The sequence below is a fragment of the Enterococcus gallinarum genome, assembly GCF_021496385.1.
GTDB classification, from domain to species: domain Bacteria; phylum Bacillota; class Bacilli; order Lactobacillales; family Enterococcaceae; genus Enterococcus_D; species Enterococcus_D gallinarum.
Window position 1 is genome coordinate 168,748 of record NZ_CP050816.1, and the last position, 17,450, is coordinate 186,197.

Genomic DNA, 17,450 nt, shown 5'->3' on the forward strand with positions numbered 1-17,450 from the left:
GATTACGCTCCTTTCTTTCCAAGCTGACGGTAGTAATAAAACAGCGCCCAGATTCCTGCCAAACCAAACGCACTTGCGATACCTAAAAGCCAAACCATTGGCCCATTGGCCCCCGCTTGCGGTAATTCTGTCGCAGGATCATCTTCTTGATAAACGAGAATTGTTTGATTCCCTTCAGTAATCGTGACTTTAAGCGGTTCTTTGATCAATTCGTAACCGACAGGTGCTTTTGTCTCTACAAGATTGTATGCTCCAGGTGCTACACCTGTAATGTTCAGATAACCGTTCGTATCTGTGGTTGCTGTTGCGACTTTTTCGGTCTGATCATTTCCTTTGTATAAATCAAACGTCGCACCTGCTAAAGGTTTACCAGATGTTTTTTCTACATCGCTCAGCTGTCCGTCACCATTGGCATCGACTGCAGTTCCTGTTTCGTATTTAAATAACCGGATAGTAGAAGCACGAATCAAACCAATGTTGACATCTGTTATATGGTGAAGATTATCCTTCAGATTTTCATCGGCTGCCAAATCCGTTAATTCTGGCATTGTATACGCTGCAGTCTTGAATGTGTCTGGATCCGCTTTGGAGTTTCGTGTTGGATCATCCCCAACGAGTGGTTTTGTTACAGAAAATTTCTTCTGCACCACTTGATCACCAACCACAAATTCCGCGATGTATTCTCCTTCTGGAACGTTTGCAAAGAGATATTTCCCTTCTGCATTTGTTTTGATCAAAGAATTGCCCGCATCATCAACAAATTTTTCCCCAGTCAAGCTTTCTTTGACTAATTCATTTTGATAGGTGTCATCTACATAACTTGTGCGGTAAAGTTTCACTGGAATGTCTTTGGCAGGTTGTTCTGCATTTCCGTTTGCCAAATTACCAATCAACCCATCAAGGTTATCGTCATACCATGCAAGCCCGGAAAGGTCACGACCATAGACAGTAGTTTCAAAGTTTTGTGAGCGAACCACCATGTCTAAATGAGAGTTGAAGCGAATATTATTGACCAAGACATCTTCTGGTTTCTGACCACTTGGATCAATCGTAATTGTCAAAGTAAGTGTCTCGCCAACAGGCAATGAGTCTGTTTTCACTAGAAATCCTTTGGCTTTAGAGATGTCAGACGTTCCTGCATTATAGAGTGTCCAATCATCAATATCATTCGGATCTGTCTCTTCATTGGCTTTCTCCGTGGTAAAATAGATTTCTGCATCAGGATCATCCACACTGACATCTGTTACATTGTAACTACCGTGTAAGATTGTCCCTCTGGAATCCCCATCGTAAGGAAGCACATCGCTGATTCTCACGTCTTGGATAGGTTGTGCTGACTCATTCTTTGTAATCATTGTGTACTTGATAGCATCGGTCACCCCAACCGGTGTATCATCTCCCACTTCAATGAGTTTCTTATCTCCTGTTTTGCTGACGATTACTTGTTGGATCAGTTTTTCTTTGAACGTGTCTGATGAAGATCGAATTGCTGCATCCGTTTCGTCTTTTACTGATGTATCATCTGCTCGCCACATTTCCCCTACAGTAGAGACTGTTAAATTGTCAGTAAATCCACTAGAATCAAAACTCAATTCTGGAAAATCAGATGTTGCTTTGAAATTCACTTCTACACCAGTTGTCAATGGCATATCTGAGAAGGCCCAACGAAGAGTGTTTGTTCCGTTAGCATTCGTTGTAATAGTTGGTTCGGGTAATGACTCTCCTATAGCATCCTTGCTGGAATTGGCTTGATAGTGGATTCCTTTTGGCAATGTTGTCGTCAATGCCCCGTCATAATCAACGGTGCTCGTTCCTGTCAACGTTCCACTTACTTTTATAGAAATTGTTTCAGAAGTATCGTAGAGTTCTTTTTCGATTTCTGTCTTCGTTACAATACTGAAGGGATTCACATAGGCTGATTCACCAAAAATACAATAATAGGTCATTGGAATAGAGGTTGCTTCTCCGCTAGCATTATACTGAGTTGGTAAGTATGTTCCAGTCGTGCCTGCCAAAGGATCATAGAGAATATTTCCATTGTTATCTTTAAATTGATGTGTGCTCAGTAATACTAAAGGATTTCCTGCAGGAGTCACGTTGCCGGGTTGTTTTTGAATAACCTTCAACGGGATTCTCGGCATACCTTTCCATCCCGTTGGAACAGATGTTTTTACATAAGCAGCAACGGCAGATATTTGTCCACCGCTTGCTATTGCCTCTTCTGGTGTGGCATACCAGTTATATAGCTGTTCTGTCACACCGAACGATTGAACTTGCATTGTTACTGGAGCAGTATTTGCAAAATTCTTCGCAACACCATACATAAATTTTGGTTTATCGGATACAGGCTCAATTACAGACGGTCTCGAAGTATCATATGCGAATGCACTGGGATCCCACATTAGTATGGTATCTTCTTCAAAGACTTCATCATTGGTTGTTCCGATGAAATCAAAAGCAACAATCGAGTCACCGGAAGATAACCGCGCATTTCCTGTATTAGTTGAAACACTAGGTTGATTTAGTGCTAAATTAGTCAACCAACTATGCATATCTGAGCTGCTTGCTTTTGCTAGTACTGGTCCACAAACATACGCCCCAGATGCTGTGACAATATTAGGATATGAAATACTTGAATTATTGGAAGTTGTCACCCCATCATAGGAAACAGAATCCACATAAAAGCTCATATCGTATCGACTCCAGTTGCTTGTTCGAGCAATCGCTTCTGTTTGAGTACGGTCCCAAGACATAATGAGCTCTAAACTTGAAAATGCTTTAGATGAACCACTAGTAGTTCTATTCCCAGTCATGAGGTACGTATATGGATTGACCACTCCTGCATAATCGGAGTTGGTGACATCGCCATTAGTGGTAACGTTAAAGTTACCTGATTCATAGACACCGATCTCTTCCAGCAATCCTTTAGGCTGTGTAGAATAAATCTCACCAGTATTGGCATTGGGAATCGCTAATGGTGCGGTAAATACATTGGTATTTACCGTGCCCACGTTTTTCATAAATGGTTGCGTCCGCTGATAAGTTGCTGGTGCATAAGCGCCTATCGAATAATTCGCGTATTGTGAAGTCGCTAAATTATTCGTAGTGGAGCTTCCATTGACTTGATAGGTTCCTTTTTGCTTGATCGTGTAAGTGATTGGTCCAGTAGGGAAGGAGGCGCCTCGATAATCACCTGTAGCTCTTCCTTCCAATGGACGCAATACAGTAACTGCCCCGATATCATATGCATCTAGATTGGCATTGCTTCCACCAAATACATCTGTTCCTTTTTTTCGATCCCCTGAAACCAATTGAATCTCTACCGATGGTTTAGCAGAAACCGTTGTCTGTGGAACCGCAAATTCAGAATCATACACACTGTTAATGGGTTCGGTTACACCACTTTCCAAATTTTCAGCATCTACTATGGTTAACTCAAAAGTCGGTTGCATCACCGTCCCATGCTTTGCATCGAACACATTCACTACGATTGGCACAAAGATTTGCCCTGTATCACTAATCGTCGATTCCATGATACCTTCCGAATACTGGGTACCATCACCTGCTCCCGTATCAACATAAGTCCCGTTTGCAATTTCTCCATTGACTTGAGGAACGCCATTACTATCTTTGGTAATTGCATTAGGGAGGGTCGCTTTCAATCGATAACGAATATTGGTGTAATCTTGATCTTTCGTACTATTTTGAATCGTAAATGAAACGAGATATATTATTTGATCATGAGAACGAACAATGGTATTCGTCTCATTCGAGTCATACCCAGGATTATCATTTGTATCAAATGTTGCTGTTCCTGTTTTCAAACCAATTTTGCCTTCTCCCATTTGAATAGGAGAACTAGCAGTAGTTCCGATTTCCTCTGACGTTGCTTCACTAAAGTAGACAGGTTTGTTTAAGGAATCTTTGGGTGTGTATTCCTTATTTGTCAACTCTTGCAAACTCTTATCCGTCACAGTGGTTGGAACAACGATCACCTCCGCATTTGAATCCTCATTAACCGAAGAAGAACCACTATCATCTGCCCTTAACGTAGAGGCAGATGGAATAGCCCAGATAATCAGCAAAGCGAGTACAACCGGAAACAGAACGGCGACAAGTGTATTCAATTTAAATTTGTTCATTCCTTAAGTCACCTCATTCTTTCCTTCTGAACTCCTCTTAGTTTGTTTGACGTTTTTTATCAATCACTACAGCAGCTGTACCAATTGTGATGGCGCCAATTGCAATTGCGATCAATAATGTTGTTCCAGCTCCCCCAGTAAATGGTAGATCGGTCTTCGTTTCATTGACGATCGTTGCTTCAATGATGTCATTAGATTCACTTGCTAAATTGACTGTGATTTGTTGTGGTGCTTTCAATAATTCATAGCCTTCTGGTGCTTTTGTTTCTACTACCCAATAGTCACGTTTGATTTGATCGGCATCAAATGTTGGCTCGGTACCAATATCTTGTTGTCCGTCACCGTCTGTATCGGTATACCAGTTCAACTCAAGACCATTAAATTCTGCCAATCCTTGATCGTCAGAGGTAGCTTTTAAAAGAGTGACGCCATTTGGCATGTCAGTAACTGAGCCATCGTTATTCAATGTATAAGACTTACCATCAGAAGCTAAGAATTTATTGGCTTTCGCATCTTCTTCACTTGTTGCAAGATGGAATTCTGCCCCTGCTAACAATTTAGCTTCGTCTTCTGCTGTCTTCTTGATGTCAAATCCGCCTGTGTAGTATTCTGGGTCTTCTTCAGGTGGAGATGGTACTTCAACCGGTTTTAATCCTGGACTTAAATAATCTACATCCATGTGGTTGACAATGGTTCCATTGAAGTCTTTGTCTGTATGGGTTTCAAAAACAACTTGGATCTTCGTATCGCCATTAGTGGCAACTTTCTTCATTCCAGCTTCAGTCAAACTAACAGCAACAGCTTTTGCATTCTCAGATTGGTCAGTGACTGGTTCTGTTGCCACATTAGCACCATTCAGTGTAACGGTATAATCTGTGCCAAATTCAAGTGCTACCCAGTCACTGGAATCTGTCTTCGTATTAACAGTTAACCCATCCAACAAAATCTTTTCGTTCAATGTATCGCGAATCGTATAGTAGTCAGCGTAAATTTCGTCGCCTGCAGAGACTGGAATATCCGCAACTTGATTGCCATCTTTGTCATAAACTGGTGTAATAACCATGTCTTTCGCTGCAATTTGATAGAGTCCGCTTGGAAGAGTGGCATTGGCTTCCCAAGTGAAATGATTTCCTGCTTTATTGGAGAAACCTTTTCCTTCTTCAACGGTCTTATCTGGTTCAAGCAAAGATTCCATAATGTTCTTCGGTTGAACGACTACATCATAGATTAATGAGCCTAGATCTTCACGGTCCGTTTGAGGTACTTGCACAAAGAATGGATCTGCTGGTTTTGCAACGGCAGGAGAGACACCACGGTCATCTTCTAATTCGGTAACTAAATAAATGCCATCTGCCGCATTGCCGCCACCCAAATTCGCTTTGACAGACCCATCTGCTCCTGTCGTTACTGTTTGAGCAGTAAATGTGTTGTCAATCGTATAATCGGTTCCTTCTTTTTGATCTAATGGATTCGTTAAAGCAGCATCACCGATTGCCGTTACCCGTTGTATGCGGAACTTAATCCCAGCTAACGGCGTCTTTGTAACCGTATCATCCATCTCCCCATCGCCACGATCACCCAGTTCAGATAGATCTTTCACTTCATATTTCCAAAGTGTAATAGAACGAGGGCTAGTATTATCTGCAACAGGACCTGTAGTAGCTGCATAGGCAGATAAAGTGCCAACAGCTGGAACCACCAAACTACCTGCTGTGAAAAGAGTTGTTGCAACAACGAACTTTGTAACTAATTTTTTCTTTCGTTTCATTTCTGTACCTTCTTTCATATTTTTTTAAATCTTTCCTAACCTACACATGCCTAAACAACCAATCCAACATTTTCGTTTTACATAAAGATCACTCCTAAAAAAGTGCAAAGATTATCTAAACAGATTATCGGATATTTTCGCTATTAGGAACTGACAAAATCCTTTCAAAAAATAAGTATTTGAGTCTCATTCTTACTTAGTAATCTTTTTAAAAAAGGAGTAATTCTTATCATTTTGCGCCTGGAAATGAATGGATAAAAGCGATTTTTATCTCAGACTTGAGCATTTTTATTAATAAATAAGGACATTTTACTTCGTTTTTTTCTGAAATATGTGTTAAAAATCACATGATTTGGGATTGAGAAATCTCTTTCACTTATTGACCTGTTTATGAAAAAGACAAAATTCAAAATAAATCAACTTATTTTGTCATATTGCGCATTTTTAACGGTTTCTCTCTATTCGTTGATAGACAAAAAACAAAAAACACCTCATAAATCTCCGTATAAACAAGAGATTTATGAGGCGAGTCAATTAATGAAATAACCCCAATTTGAATTGGATCAATACTGTTAGTTTGTCGTTTTTATTGCGGATAAGAGGAGTATACTTTAAATATCAATAATCATCCCATCATAGGCTGTAATCAGTTGATGTTTGTCTCCTAATGCTTTCATTTCTTGATAGGTAAGACCTCCGTTATGAGAAAAATGATTTGCAATGAAAATTGTTGCATCATCGCACAATGCACGTTCTTTTAAGGTTGTGATTAATTGCAGATTCTCCTCTACATTCATATGAATACCGCCAGATCCTTTTAAACCTTGTCCGGTACAATCAAGGGAAATCACATCCAACTTCAAATGATGTTCTTCTAAGTAGTCCAACACATCCAATGTAGGAAATCCAGTGTCATGAGTGTAGAATAAGCGTTTGCCTTCCCGCTCAATCACATAGATAAAACAATCCCCCTCTTTTTTTCCATGAACTGCAGGCAATGCATGCACGGTATATTGACCGATCGTATAACATTCGAAAGGGGCTAGCTCTTGAAATTCGATTCGTGCTCCTTCGGTCATTCCTTCCAATTGAAACGCCCGATCATAAAATCGATGAACCTCTGCATTGCCGTAAACAGTCAATTTATTGTCTAAATCATTCCCATAAGGGCTCATACGGAATGCTAAATCTTCAGCATACAAGTGATCACTATGCCAGTGTGTAATCAATAGATGCTCAATCGTATTAAAATTTAATTGATGTTCGCGCAAATGCAAATAACTGTCGCCAGGAAAATCGATCAGCAAATCCCCATCATCTATTAATGTCTGTGTTTGGGACCGCAACTCCTTTCCCCCATACTGTCGGGCATACTGACACACACGACACTGACAAAAAATCGCAGGAACTCTTTCTGCTGCCGCAGTACCTAAATAGTGTAGTTTCATCTTTCCTCCTCCTACCAGTAAGTTGACCAGCTACGATGCAATCTTGTTAGTGCTTCAAAATAAAAATAATCACCCCAAGCAGTACATTCGTTTACCCCATTCCCATTAGGTTTGGAATAAACACCTTGAACCAGTAATCCATTTGATTCCGGGTAGTTTCTTGTTGTATAACTTTCCATTAATCCTAAGATGATTTCTTCAGCAGCTGCCTCATAGCGTTGTTTCTTCCCATCTGTTAGTGGTAGATGTTTTGCTAATTCTAGCAATCCACATACAGTGATGGCTGAAGCCGATGTATCCCGCTCTTCCGCCCCTGATTGAAAGAATAGATCCCAATAGGCAATTTTGTCTGCTGGCAAATGAGCTAAATAATAATCAGCAAGATGACAAGCAGCGTCCAAAAGTGTAGTATCCCCGATATGCGTAAAACTGATAGGAAATCCATAGATCCCCCACGCCTGTCCTCTTGCCCAGCAAGAATCATCAGAAAAACCTTGAGCAGTCGCGCCAAAACGGGGTTTTCCTGTTTGGATATCCATATAATACGTATGAAAAGTTGAAAAATCTTCTCGAATCAAATATTTTTGTGCTAGCTTCACGTGGCTTTCTGCTGCTTTTCGATACATTGGATCTCCCGTTTCATTAGAAGCAAAATACAAAAGAGGCAAATTCATATTGCAGTCAATAATCATTCTTCCCTGTTGTTCTTTGTCTGTTACATCTCCCCAAGCTTGAAAGATTCCCGCATTCTCATTGTACCGACGCATCAGAACTTTAGCTGCCCGCAAAGCCATCTCTCTTGACGAAACTGTCTTATTTTCCCGATAATCTGCTACTGCGGATAATGAATACAAGAAACCAATATCATGATGATTCAAGACGATTTCTTTGTCTAAACGATTACTAAAAACAGCTAGCTGTTTAGTGATCACTTTTTGAATTCGTTCATCGGGTCGATAAGATTGTGCCAAGTGCAACATTCCGATCCAAAAACCATCGGTCCAATCAGCATTTTCTACTGCTGGGTAAACATAATCAGTTGAAACAGCTGCTGGGACTAACGTTTCAAAAGTCGTTAAATTACCAATGATTTTTTGATAAACAAATTCTATTTCTTCTTCGATGCGTTCCTTGGATAGCATATAGGATCCTCCCATCAGTACAAAACCATTCGTTTATTATCTTTTACTACCATTATCCGACCATAATAGTATTTACCTTCTATCCGATAAGCACGTCTTCCTACATTTGGTTCTTGATGTTGCAAAATGACCAGTTGTTGTGTCCCCTCTTCAAATGTAAATTTGATGGCTTCTACTACATTTGGTGATTGCTTTTGGTCCTCTGCATAAACCGGAAGTTGTTCGACATTTTGAATAAGACCCTGTGGAGCAAGAACATAGGAACTAGTGTCTGTCCTTTGAATTTCCTTTTTAAGAATACCGCAGCAAATGGACTTGGTTTCATTGTACGTTGGCGAAACAACAGTATCCTCAATCGTTGCTTTCATTCTTTCATCCAGACTGATCAATTCGAAATCCAGATCCTCAAGTATCAGTCCTCTTTGTGTCAGCTGGACGTCATTCGAATTGAAATGAAAATAGGTACAGATATTATGCGCTCCATGGCAGAAGTAACTATCACTAATCAAACAAAACCCTTCTGGAAAGTGTATTAATTTCCGATTGAGATAGACTGGATCTGACAAATCAAAATAGCCTAGATGTCCTCCTTCAAAGAAGTGAATACCTGAATGAGACAGCAATTTTTGATTGATTGGTGAAGCGACTTTTTCACTGTTCCAAGCATCTGTATGGTGATTGAAATTCTGATCATCCACTACGATTGTATTGTGTGCATAAGGCGCTTTATAATCAAGTCGACCTTTAGATACTTCATAACTATAACGGCCAGAATCAATCAAAATATCTTTGTCTCGGTGTGTATAAGACACATGAAGTAAATCATCATGTCCATGTCCCCCACCCAATGGACCACATTTAAACAAGGTATAGTCTTCAGGTGTTTTGGCAATCATCAATCCGGCTTGTTGGAAATGATGTACCGAAAAAACAGATAAAAATTTATTTTCTAACGGAAATTCCCCATAACCAAACGATTGCTTTGCAAAAAAAGTGGGACGTTTTTTTGCAAAAGATGAAGGACTTACTATTCCCTCTGCATACTGCAAAAGGCCCGTCATATCTTCTAAATCGCTATCACCATAGACGGGTTGCTTGCCATCAGGTTTGACAAAAGATGCCGCTGCCTGCGTCGTCTTTTTGGCATAGTTCAGAATCAGTTCAGGAATTTCTTGCTGATTTCTTTGTGCCAATTGAATGATTTGCAGCAAAGAAAGCAACACTTCGTTATGATACATAAACGATTGTTCTCGCTGCATGCCATCTTCTTCCACTTGAAGTGCGAGTGATTCTTCCAAATAAGCCAAACTAGCTACTCGCCAGTCACTTGCTGATGCCCATTCGGGATAAGCTAGACTGATACTATACAAACCAGCAATTTCCAACACTTGCCAGTTACTTTGTCCTCGTTCGATCGAAAGATGATCATAGAGATACTTGCCATGATGGCTGATTTCTTCTTCCATTCGTTGCGCTAGTTCTGGTGTAAACAATGGGAAATGACGATGGATTTCAAGTAATTTAAGCCAATGAACCACTCGCAAGCCTACATCGATCGTTCGCCAACTATAGCCCTTCGTCTGTTCATTCAATGGATTATGCTCTATGAAAGCCTGTAGAAAATCGGCCAAATACCTTTTGTAAATTTCTTCTTCTGTCAGCAAATAGGCCAATCCGATATCTACCAAAAACCGATGACGGTTCAACATATAATTCCATTCTGGATCATTATTTGGACTATCACCCCATTGAATCTCAGCCAACTGCCAATGAATAGATTCATGTGTTCTCTCCATGTCCCATTCATTGTCAAAAAGATATTCTCCCGAGACAAAACGTCTACTTCGCATCAATAATTTCTGACAATCGTTTGGGTACTCAAGCAGCTCCTCTTTAAACGAATTAAGTTCCTCTTTTGTGGTACAGTTAAAAAAACCTACATAGTTTTTATTCATTGCTTTACTCCATGATTGGTGATTGAAGGAAACGTAATTCATCAATTGGGATTCCTTCTGTTTCAAAAACGATGACTTCATTCGCGCCCTTTCGCCAGAAATAATCCGGAATATAGAGGGTTTTGACTGGTCCTTCATTCCAATAGCGTCCCATATTTTGCCCATTTACAAAAACAACGCCTTTACCAAAGCTACTACAATCTAGGAAAGTATTTCCAACCTGTTCTAAAGCAATTGTTGCCTTATAAAAAGCCGGTGTATCTGGTGTCATCGCTTTAGAAAAATCGATTCTAGCAATTTGTTCTGGCTCGAATTCAAGGCAATAGTGTTCCCAGTTGCTGATGTAATGGATATCTTCCATCACACCACTGCGAATCCCTTTTCTTTGGGTTTCTGCCACGAGCTTAGGACCGTAATTGTTTCTTCCCATGTTTTCAACTAGCAAACTCAATTCATTTTGTTCTTCAGTTAGGTCAAAAGTAATTTCTTCGCCGATCGTGTCTTGATATTGGGTTGCTACTCTAGCTTGATTCACAAAAAACTGGATACGATCCAATCCATCAATGACTTTCAATTTTTCTATCCGCCGCTTCTCCATTAATTGACTACGGTAAAGAGTGTAGCCAAAATTCTGTCCTAAATACTCCATCGGTAATGTGTAATCATTGCTGATCGGACTGCTGATTTCGTCGAGAACAGAAAATAATCCTACGCTTTCTTGAATTGGAAAAACCCCCAAACTAACTAACTGAGGATAGAGTGGTTCAGATGTCTGCGCTGCAGGAATTTCTTCTTGAATCACTTTTTGAATGGCAAAATATTTTTCGGTAGGTGCCCCCCACTCTGTCAATGGTGCATCATAATCATATGAAGTGATTTGCGGTTCATTCCGAACGCCTGCATCCGAAGAGCCATTATAAAATCCATAATTCGTTCCACCTTGAAACATATAAAAATTAATGCTGCCTCGTTTTATTACCTCGCGAACTTCTTCAGCTGTTTCCTGCGGATCCCTACGAATAATTTTTTTCTGCCAAGAATTGAACCAGCCGTCCCAAAATTCCATACACATAAGCGGTTCAATCAAGTTGTTTTTTTCTTGATAACGTTTGAGCCAAGCAAAGTTCTCGTTTGCATCAGAACCAAAATTAGCGGTAGCTAAAATGTCTTCTTCTGGAAGAGTGCCAGCTTCCAATACTTCTCGCCAACCTCCATCAGAAGTGAATAAAGGAACCGTGAGATATTTCCGAAGCTCTTTCACTAAGAATTTCAGGTAATCTTTGTCTTCACCATAGGAGCCATACTCGTTTTCCACCTGCACCATCAAAAGATGGCCTCCATGGGTAAATTGATATGGAACCAATTTCGGCAAAAGTTGTTCATAATACTCCGTTATTGCTTGTAAATAACCAGAATATTGACTACGGATCCGCATCTTACTATCGCTTAACAACCAAGCAGGCAAGCCACCGAAATCCCATTCACCACAGATATAAGGACTTGGACGAATAATTGTAAATAACCCTAATTTTTCAGCTATATCCAAAAATGTCGTTACATCTGCCAACCCCTCAAAATCAAATACTCCTTTTTTTGGTTCGTGCAAATTCCACGGCACATATGTTTCAACACAATTACAGCCCATCGCTTGCAGATTACGCAATGTTTGTTCCCATTGTGTTGGCGGAATTCTAAAATAGTGGACAGCGCCAGAAATTAATTTTAGCGGCTGATCATCTAGGTAAAATTCCTCTTTGATTTCAAACTTCATTCCATTGTTCCTCCTAAAAAGCACCTATTTAATCGCTGAATCTAGCCCATTTGACTTGAATTTTGATTGTAAAAACATATATAGCAAAACGATCGGTATAACTGATGTGGCCAAAATTGCCATCAATGCGCCGTAATTCAATGGGTCATAATTGTTTTGTGTCATATTTTGTATAATCAACGGCACCGTAAATTTCTTGGAGTCAGACAGTACGATCAATGGAATCAAGTAGGAATTCCAATATCCCATGAAGGTAAGCAAAGCAGTCGTAATGATGCTAGGTGTTAAAACCGGAACCGCGACTTTCCAAAAGATCGTCCACTCACTTGCGCCATCAATTCTCGATGCTTCCATTAATTCATTAGGAAACTGCTGTGCATATTGTCGCATCATAAACACGGAAGTCGTGGAGGCCACACTAGGAATAATGACACCGGCAAACGTATTTGTCAGACCAAACTTACTTAAAATATAAAAAGTAGGGATCAATGTCGCGAACCCAGGAATCATGCGGGAGATCATGACTAGATTAAAAATTAGATTACTTCCCTTAAAGCGGTATTTCGCCATTACATATCCCGCTAATGTCGTGATAAAAGTTGAAACGGCTGTACCCACAAAAGTTATGATGCCTGAATTGATCAGTACGCGAATGTAATCATATTTTTCTTGGACTTCTTTGATGTTTCTCAAAAAATGAGGTCCAATCGTGAAATTTATTTTTTCGCCTAAAATGACATCATTGGACTGAGTAGAGGCAATCAGCATGTATACATAAGGTAATGCAAAAATGACCAATCCAATTAAGAGTACAAAGTAAATAAGTAATGGGTTCAGCTTACGCTTCATTGTTTTTTCCCCCTACAATAAATTGGATGATGGATAAAATGGCCGCAATGATTACCATTGTCCATGCAATCGCAGAAGCTTTTCCAAAATCGACCATTTCGAAACTCGTCTTATATAAATTAACACCGACAGTTACAGCCGAAGATTCTGGACCAAAGCCATTTTTAAATAAAATGTTTGGTACTTCAAACGCACCTAGACCGTTAATGGTTGATAAAATCATCCCCATCAAAACTACAGGCTTCAATAGTGGAATCGTGATCTTAAAAAACTTTTGCAGGCTGTTTGCTCCATCAATGTCCGCACTTTCATAGATTTCAGTTGATATATTTTGCAAGCCGGCTAAAAATAAAACGGTGTAATACCCCACGTTCAACCAGACCGAAATAATAATGATCGAAACCCTAGCCCAAAAGGGATCAGTCAGCCAAGGAATTGGCGCTAATCCAATCGTCGCCAAAACTGAGTTAAATAATCCTGTGGGGTTGTAAAAGGTCAAAAACACTGAGGAAACAGCTACGATTGAAGTAATAGCTGGTAAGTAATACACGGTACGAAAAAAACCTTTTCCTTTAATCGTTGGTTTATTTAACAACACAGAAAAAATCAGTGCTAAGAAGATTGTGATTGGTATGGAAAAAAGCATAAAAATGAAAACATTGAAATAGGATTTAAAAAATAATGGATCTTTAAAAATGGCAATAAAGTTTTCCAAACCAATAAATTCAATTGCTGTCGATACTTTCGAGAAACTAAATCCCAATGACATGACGGCTGGAATAAGTAATGTAACGATAAAAAGAAGAAGAAATGGCAGCAACATAATGTAGGCTGTGCGGGAATAATTTGTAATCCCTCTCTTTTTACGAAATTCCATATGGATACCCCTTTTCAATTTTAAAATCGGGGTTATTCTATCACTCAAAACAACGCTATAACTTTCAACTACCTCTACGTCTGAAATCAGTTGATCGTCATGAACTGAAGGACCTGCTAGAAATCAGAATCATTGTACATGGATTCCTACAGTCATTGGTTAGCTTTGTAGAATAACCCCTTTAAAAATTATTCGTTCACTTTAACGTCATATTTTGAAGCAAAATCATCAGCTTGTTTCTTCAATGCATCATCAACAGAAACACCGTTATTTTTGATATCGTAACTAGCAGCTTCAATATAGTTGTCTAAATCAGCTGAATAAGGGAAAGCATACCCTTCAATACTGTTTTGGCTGATTTCATCAAGTGTCAATAAGATTTTTTGATTGCCATAATAAGGAAATTCCTTCTGAGCAACTTCACTTGTATAAGCTGTTGTATTCGCAGGTAAGCCGCTTAACTCCATATAAGCATCTAACGCTTCTTTATCTGTTAATGCAAAAGTAATAAATTGTAGTGCAGCCAATGCATTTTCCGAATTTTTCGGAACGTAATAACTAGAGCCACCACTCATTGGAGAATAATTATTGTCCTCATCAACTGCTGGAATCGCACCAATTCTCCATTTCCCTTCATCATCGGGATAGTCACTTGCTTGATATGATGCCAACCAGCCCCCAGCAAGAATAATACCGCAGTCTTGACCGATCACTGTATAATCTTTTGAGTTACCATATGCAACTAAATCTTCATCTTGTAATTTTTTTATGATTTCATAAGAATGTTTTACAGCAGGATCTAAGAGATTCAAATTTCCGTCTTTATCAAATAATGAAACGCCTTGCTGTTCTGTTAAGTACTTGACCAAGTCTAACTCGCCAGTATCCCTCATAAATAATAGCTTTTTGCCAGTTTTCTCTTTTAATTTTTTACCAGCCTCGATCAATTCATCCCAAGTTTTGATTTGTTTCATATCTACACCAGCTGTTTTAAATGCTTCTTCATTGTAAAACATAGATGCATTGCCCCAGTCATTTGGAAATCCAAAAACTTTTTTCGATGGTGCAATATTACTTAACATATTCATTTTGGCTGAATAAAAGTCTTTTCCATAATCTTTCACAAATCCAAAATCTTCTGCTGAATAAAAGAGATCTTCAAATTTATCAAAAACAGAACCTGCATTGCTGTCTTGTAAAAAAATCAAATCTGGCATTTTTTCATTAGCGACTAGCTTTGGTGTTACCTTTTGCACCATCGGAATTGCAGGTGCCACATCTACCGGGTTCAATTCTAGTTCAGTGCTATACTTCTTGTTATAAAGCTCAATCGATTTTTTTAAATAATCCGTATTTTTCCCTTGTGGCACATACACTTCAATGCTCGCCTTTTCTACCCGTGCTTCTTTTGCCAAATCTTTTGCTGAATCCGCTTTCGATTCAGACTTAGAATCACCTCCACCACATGCTGCCAAACTAACGATTGCCAATAAGCCTAACGTACCGCACAACATTTTTCTGAACTTCATATTTTCCCCTCCATATTGTAAACGCTTTTTTTCAATACATAGAATACACGAAAGTAAACAAAAGGTCAATAAGTTCACTGAACTTTTTATATTTGTTTACTGAATATATTTGAACAAAAAAGAAGCCATGACAAGAGGTTTGTCATGGCTTTTTCTCACTTCTTTTCATTATCGGTACTTCCTCGCAAACTTAATTCCGTCGCAATGATTACTTTTTTTGCTACTTGGCGCTCCGTTTCTAAGCGTTCGAGTAATAATTCAACACTCACTTCCCCCATAATTTCCGTATGTATCCTAACTGAGCTAAGGGTCGGAAAGACATGTTTCGCTATGCTAGTATCATTAAAACCAATCAATGAAACTCTTTCCGGTACTTTGATTCCATTTTCCAATAAAGCCCTTAAAGCCCCTACCGCTAACGGATCATTTGCAGTAAAAAAAGCAGTAGGTAGATTATCGGCAAGTTTTTCGATAGCTTTTGTCATCATTTCGTAGCCACTCTCAACATCGAAAGAGTGCTGAAAAACATTTTCTGGATTATACACACCTTTTATCCGAGTATATTTTTCAAATGCAATGGTCCGCGTATCCTTGCCAATAGGATGATTGGGTAATGTTTTGCCGTAATCAAGTCCTCCGATAAAGCCAATATTCCTATGCCCTGTTTCAACAAAAAAATTTACTACACTACTGACCGCTTGATCAAAATCGAGTGAAACAGAGTCATATTTTGCAGAAAGAATATCCATCCCCACAAAGACTAGATTATCCGTAAAATCGATCAAAGATTGTTGCTGTTCCGGTGAACATTCGCCAATTGAAATGATGCCGATGATGTCATCATCGAAAAGCATTTCATCATTGCGAAAATAACGAAGGATTTCATACCCTTCATCTAAAATCTTCTTCTCTGCACTCATTCTAAGCGAAAGATAATAGACATCATCCAATTCATCCTTTTCAGTCATCCATTGAACGATCGCGATTTTCCCTTTATCAATCACTCGATTCCGCTTATATTTCGTATATTCAAGTTTTTCTGCTGCTTCAAAAATCCGCTTTCTAGTTTCATCACTAACAGAAAGAGTTTGGTCAAAATTCAACACCCTTGAAACAGTCGTTTTAGACACACCAGCTAAATCTGCTATATCTTTGATTGTTGCCATACGAACACCTCATTTTCTCTCTGTTTAAATTATATTTTTGCCTTTTTCAATAAAACATCTAACATGTATGAGTTGACCAAGCTGAATAAAACGCCAATAACAACGGATTTTATTCCGTATGTTAAAAAACCTAAAGCCAGTACCATAAAATTGATATAACGGATTCCTCGAGCAATGTTAAATTCAGGATGTCTTTTATTGATTGCCAAAGCAATCACATCCATCCCTACTGTCGAAGCATTTGCAGAAATACAACAATAATATCCTATTGCAATAAAAATGCTGGCAAGTAAAAAGTCAATTCCTATATTCACTTGAAAGTTGATATCTATATAATAAAAAAGAGCAAAAAATATATTATAGCAAATACTACTGACGATAGACTTGAAAAAATTGGCTTTCCCTAAGAATAACCAACAAAAAACTAATAGAAGCAGTGTGATGCCCGACGTTAAATAGACAATCGGTATGCTTGTCACCTTTTCAACGATCATAGCCATACTTGTAACACCGCCATTTATAATGCCATTTGGCTTCATCCATTTTGCATAAGCAAAACCCATCAATACATTTCCTAAAACAATTTTCAAAATATTCCTTGTCTCATCCATTGCCTTATCAGTGATGATCAATTTATTCATCTCACAGCCTCCACCTCAAACTGGAATCCGATTTCATTATAATTTAATATACCACTAATTTGGAGGTTCGACAATTAGTTTAGTGAATATTTAGTGAACTAAAAAATAAATTGACCGCTTATTTAAATTCACCAAATCACTCCATAGACAGAAAAACAGCTT

The 17,450-nt window shown here is 38.8% G+C and carries 11 protein-coding genes; all 11 read right to left on the bottom strand.

The window, feature by feature from the left end:
• Positions 1-2: 2 nt before the first annotated feature.
• A complete protein-coding gene (locus HED61_RS00780) occupies positions 3-4,142 on the bottom strand; it encodes a prealbumin-like fold domain-containing protein (protein WP_219645454.1) in 4,140 nt (1,379 codons plus the stop codon).
• Between the two features lie 37 nt (positions 4,143-4,179).
• Entirely contained in the window at positions 4,180-5,910 is a 1,731-nt protein-coding gene (locus HED61_RS00785) for a SpaH/EbpB family LPXTG-anchored major pilin (RefSeq protein ID WP_219645455.1), read from the bottom strand.
• 611 nt (positions 5,911-6,521) lie between these two features.
• Positions 6,522-7,358: an MBL fold metallo-hydrolase gene (locus HED61_RS00790; protein ID WP_171917839.1), complete on the bottom strand. Its 837-nt coding sequence runs from the start codon at positions 7,356-7,358 to the stop codon at positions 6,522-6,524.
• Positions 7,359-7,369: 11 nt separating this feature from the next.
• On the bottom strand, positions 7,370-8,500 hold the full coding sequence (locus HED61_RS00795) for a glycoside hydrolase family 88 protein (RefSeq protein ID WP_103300354.1): 1,131 nt from the start codon (positions 8,498-8,500) through the stop codon (positions 7,370-7,372).
• A 14-nt stretch (positions 8,501-8,514) separates the two neighbouring features.
• A complete protein-coding gene (locus HED61_RS00800) occupies positions 8,515-10,455 on the bottom strand; it encodes an alginate lyase family protein (protein ID WP_219645456.1) in 1,941 nt (646 codons plus the stop codon).
• Between the two features lie 4 nt (positions 10,456-10,459).
• Positions 10,460-12,226: a glycoside hydrolase family 35 protein gene (locus tag HED61_RS00805; RefSeq protein ID WP_219645457.1), complete on the bottom strand. Its 1,767-nt coding sequence runs from the start codon at positions 12,224-12,226 to the stop codon at positions 10,460-10,462.
• A 24-nt stretch (positions 12,227-12,250) separates the two neighbouring features.
• Positions 12,251-13,075 carry a carbohydrate ABC transporter permease gene (locus HED61_RS00810; RefSeq protein ID WP_103300351.1) on the bottom strand — a complete coding sequence of 275 codons (825 nt, stop codon included), beginning with the start codon at positions 13,073-13,075 and terminating at the stop codon, positions 12,251-12,253.
• Positions 13,065-13,952 carry a carbohydrate ABC transporter permease gene (locus HED61_RS00815; protein ID WP_103300350.1) on the bottom strand — a complete coding sequence of 296 codons (888 nt, stop codon included), beginning with the start codon at positions 13,950-13,952 and terminating at the stop codon, positions 13,065-13,067. Before HED61_RS00815 ends, HED61_RS00810 begins: the two co-directional genes overlap by 11 nt.
• Before the next feature lie 188 nt (positions 13,953-14,140).
• Positions 14,141-15,481: an ABC transporter substrate-binding protein gene (locus HED61_RS00820; protein WP_219645458.1), complete on the bottom strand. Its 1,341-nt coding sequence runs from the start codon at positions 15,479-15,481 to the stop codon at positions 14,141-14,143.
• A 155-nt stretch (positions 15,482-15,636) separates the two neighbouring features.
• On the bottom strand, positions 15,637-16,647 hold the full coding sequence (locus HED61_RS00825; RefSeq protein WP_103300348.1) for a LacI family DNA-binding transcriptional regulator: 1,011 nt from the start codon (positions 16,645-16,647) through the stop codon (positions 15,637-15,639).
• Between the two features lie 29 nt (positions 16,648-16,676).
• Positions 16,677-17,288, bottom strand: a complete 612-nt coding sequence (locus tag HED61_RS00830; RefSeq protein WP_156233639.1) for a YitT family protein — start codon at positions 17,286-17,288, stop codon at positions 16,677-16,679.
• Positions 17,289-17,450 lie beyond the last annotated feature (162 nt).

Bases quoted from the DNA above. Each gene is read 5' to 3' on its own strand.
- HED61_RS00825 (WP_103300348.1), bottom strand. From the start codon at position 16,647: ATGGCAACAATCAAAGATATAGCAGATTTAGCTGGTGTGTCTAAAACG.
- HED61_RS00810 (WP_103300351.1), bottom strand. From the start codon at position 13,075: ATGAAGCGTAAGCTGAACCCATTACTTATTTACTTTGTACTCTTAATT.
- HED61_RS00815 (WP_103300350.1), bottom strand. From the start codon at position 13,952: ATGGAATTTCGTAAAAAGAGAGGGATTACAAATTATTCCCGCACAGCC.
- HED61_RS00830 (WP_156233639.1), bottom strand. From the start codon at position 17,288: ATGAATAAATTGATCATCACTGATAAGGCAATGGATGAGACAAGGAAT.
- HED61_RS00785 (WP_219645455.1), bottom strand. From the start codon at position 5,910: ATGAAACGAAAGAAAAAATTAGTTACAAAGTTCGTTGTTGCAACAACT.
- HED61_RS00790 (WP_171917839.1), bottom strand. From the start codon at position 7,358: ATGAAACTACACTATTTAGGTACTGCGGCAGCAGAAAGAGTTCCTGCG.
- HED61_RS00800 (WP_219645456.1), bottom strand. From the start codon at position 10,455: ATGAATAAAAACTATGTAGGTTTTTTTAACTGTACCACAAAAGAGGAA.
- HED61_RS00780 (WP_219645454.1), bottom strand. From the start codon at position 4,142: ATGAACAAATTTAAATTGAATACACTTGTCGCCGTTCTGTTTCCGGTT.
- HED61_RS00820 (WP_219645458.1), bottom strand. From the start codon at position 15,481: ATGAAGTTCAGAAAAATGTTGTGCGGTACGTTAGGCTTATTGGCAATC.
- HED61_RS00795 (WP_103300354.1), bottom strand. From the start codon at position 8,500: ATGCTATCCAAGGAACGCATCGAAGAAGAAATAGAATTTGTTTATCAA.
- HED61_RS00805 (WP_219645457.1), bottom strand. From the start codon at position 12,226: ATGAAGTTTGAAATCAAAGAGGAATTTTACCTAGATGATCAGCCGCTA.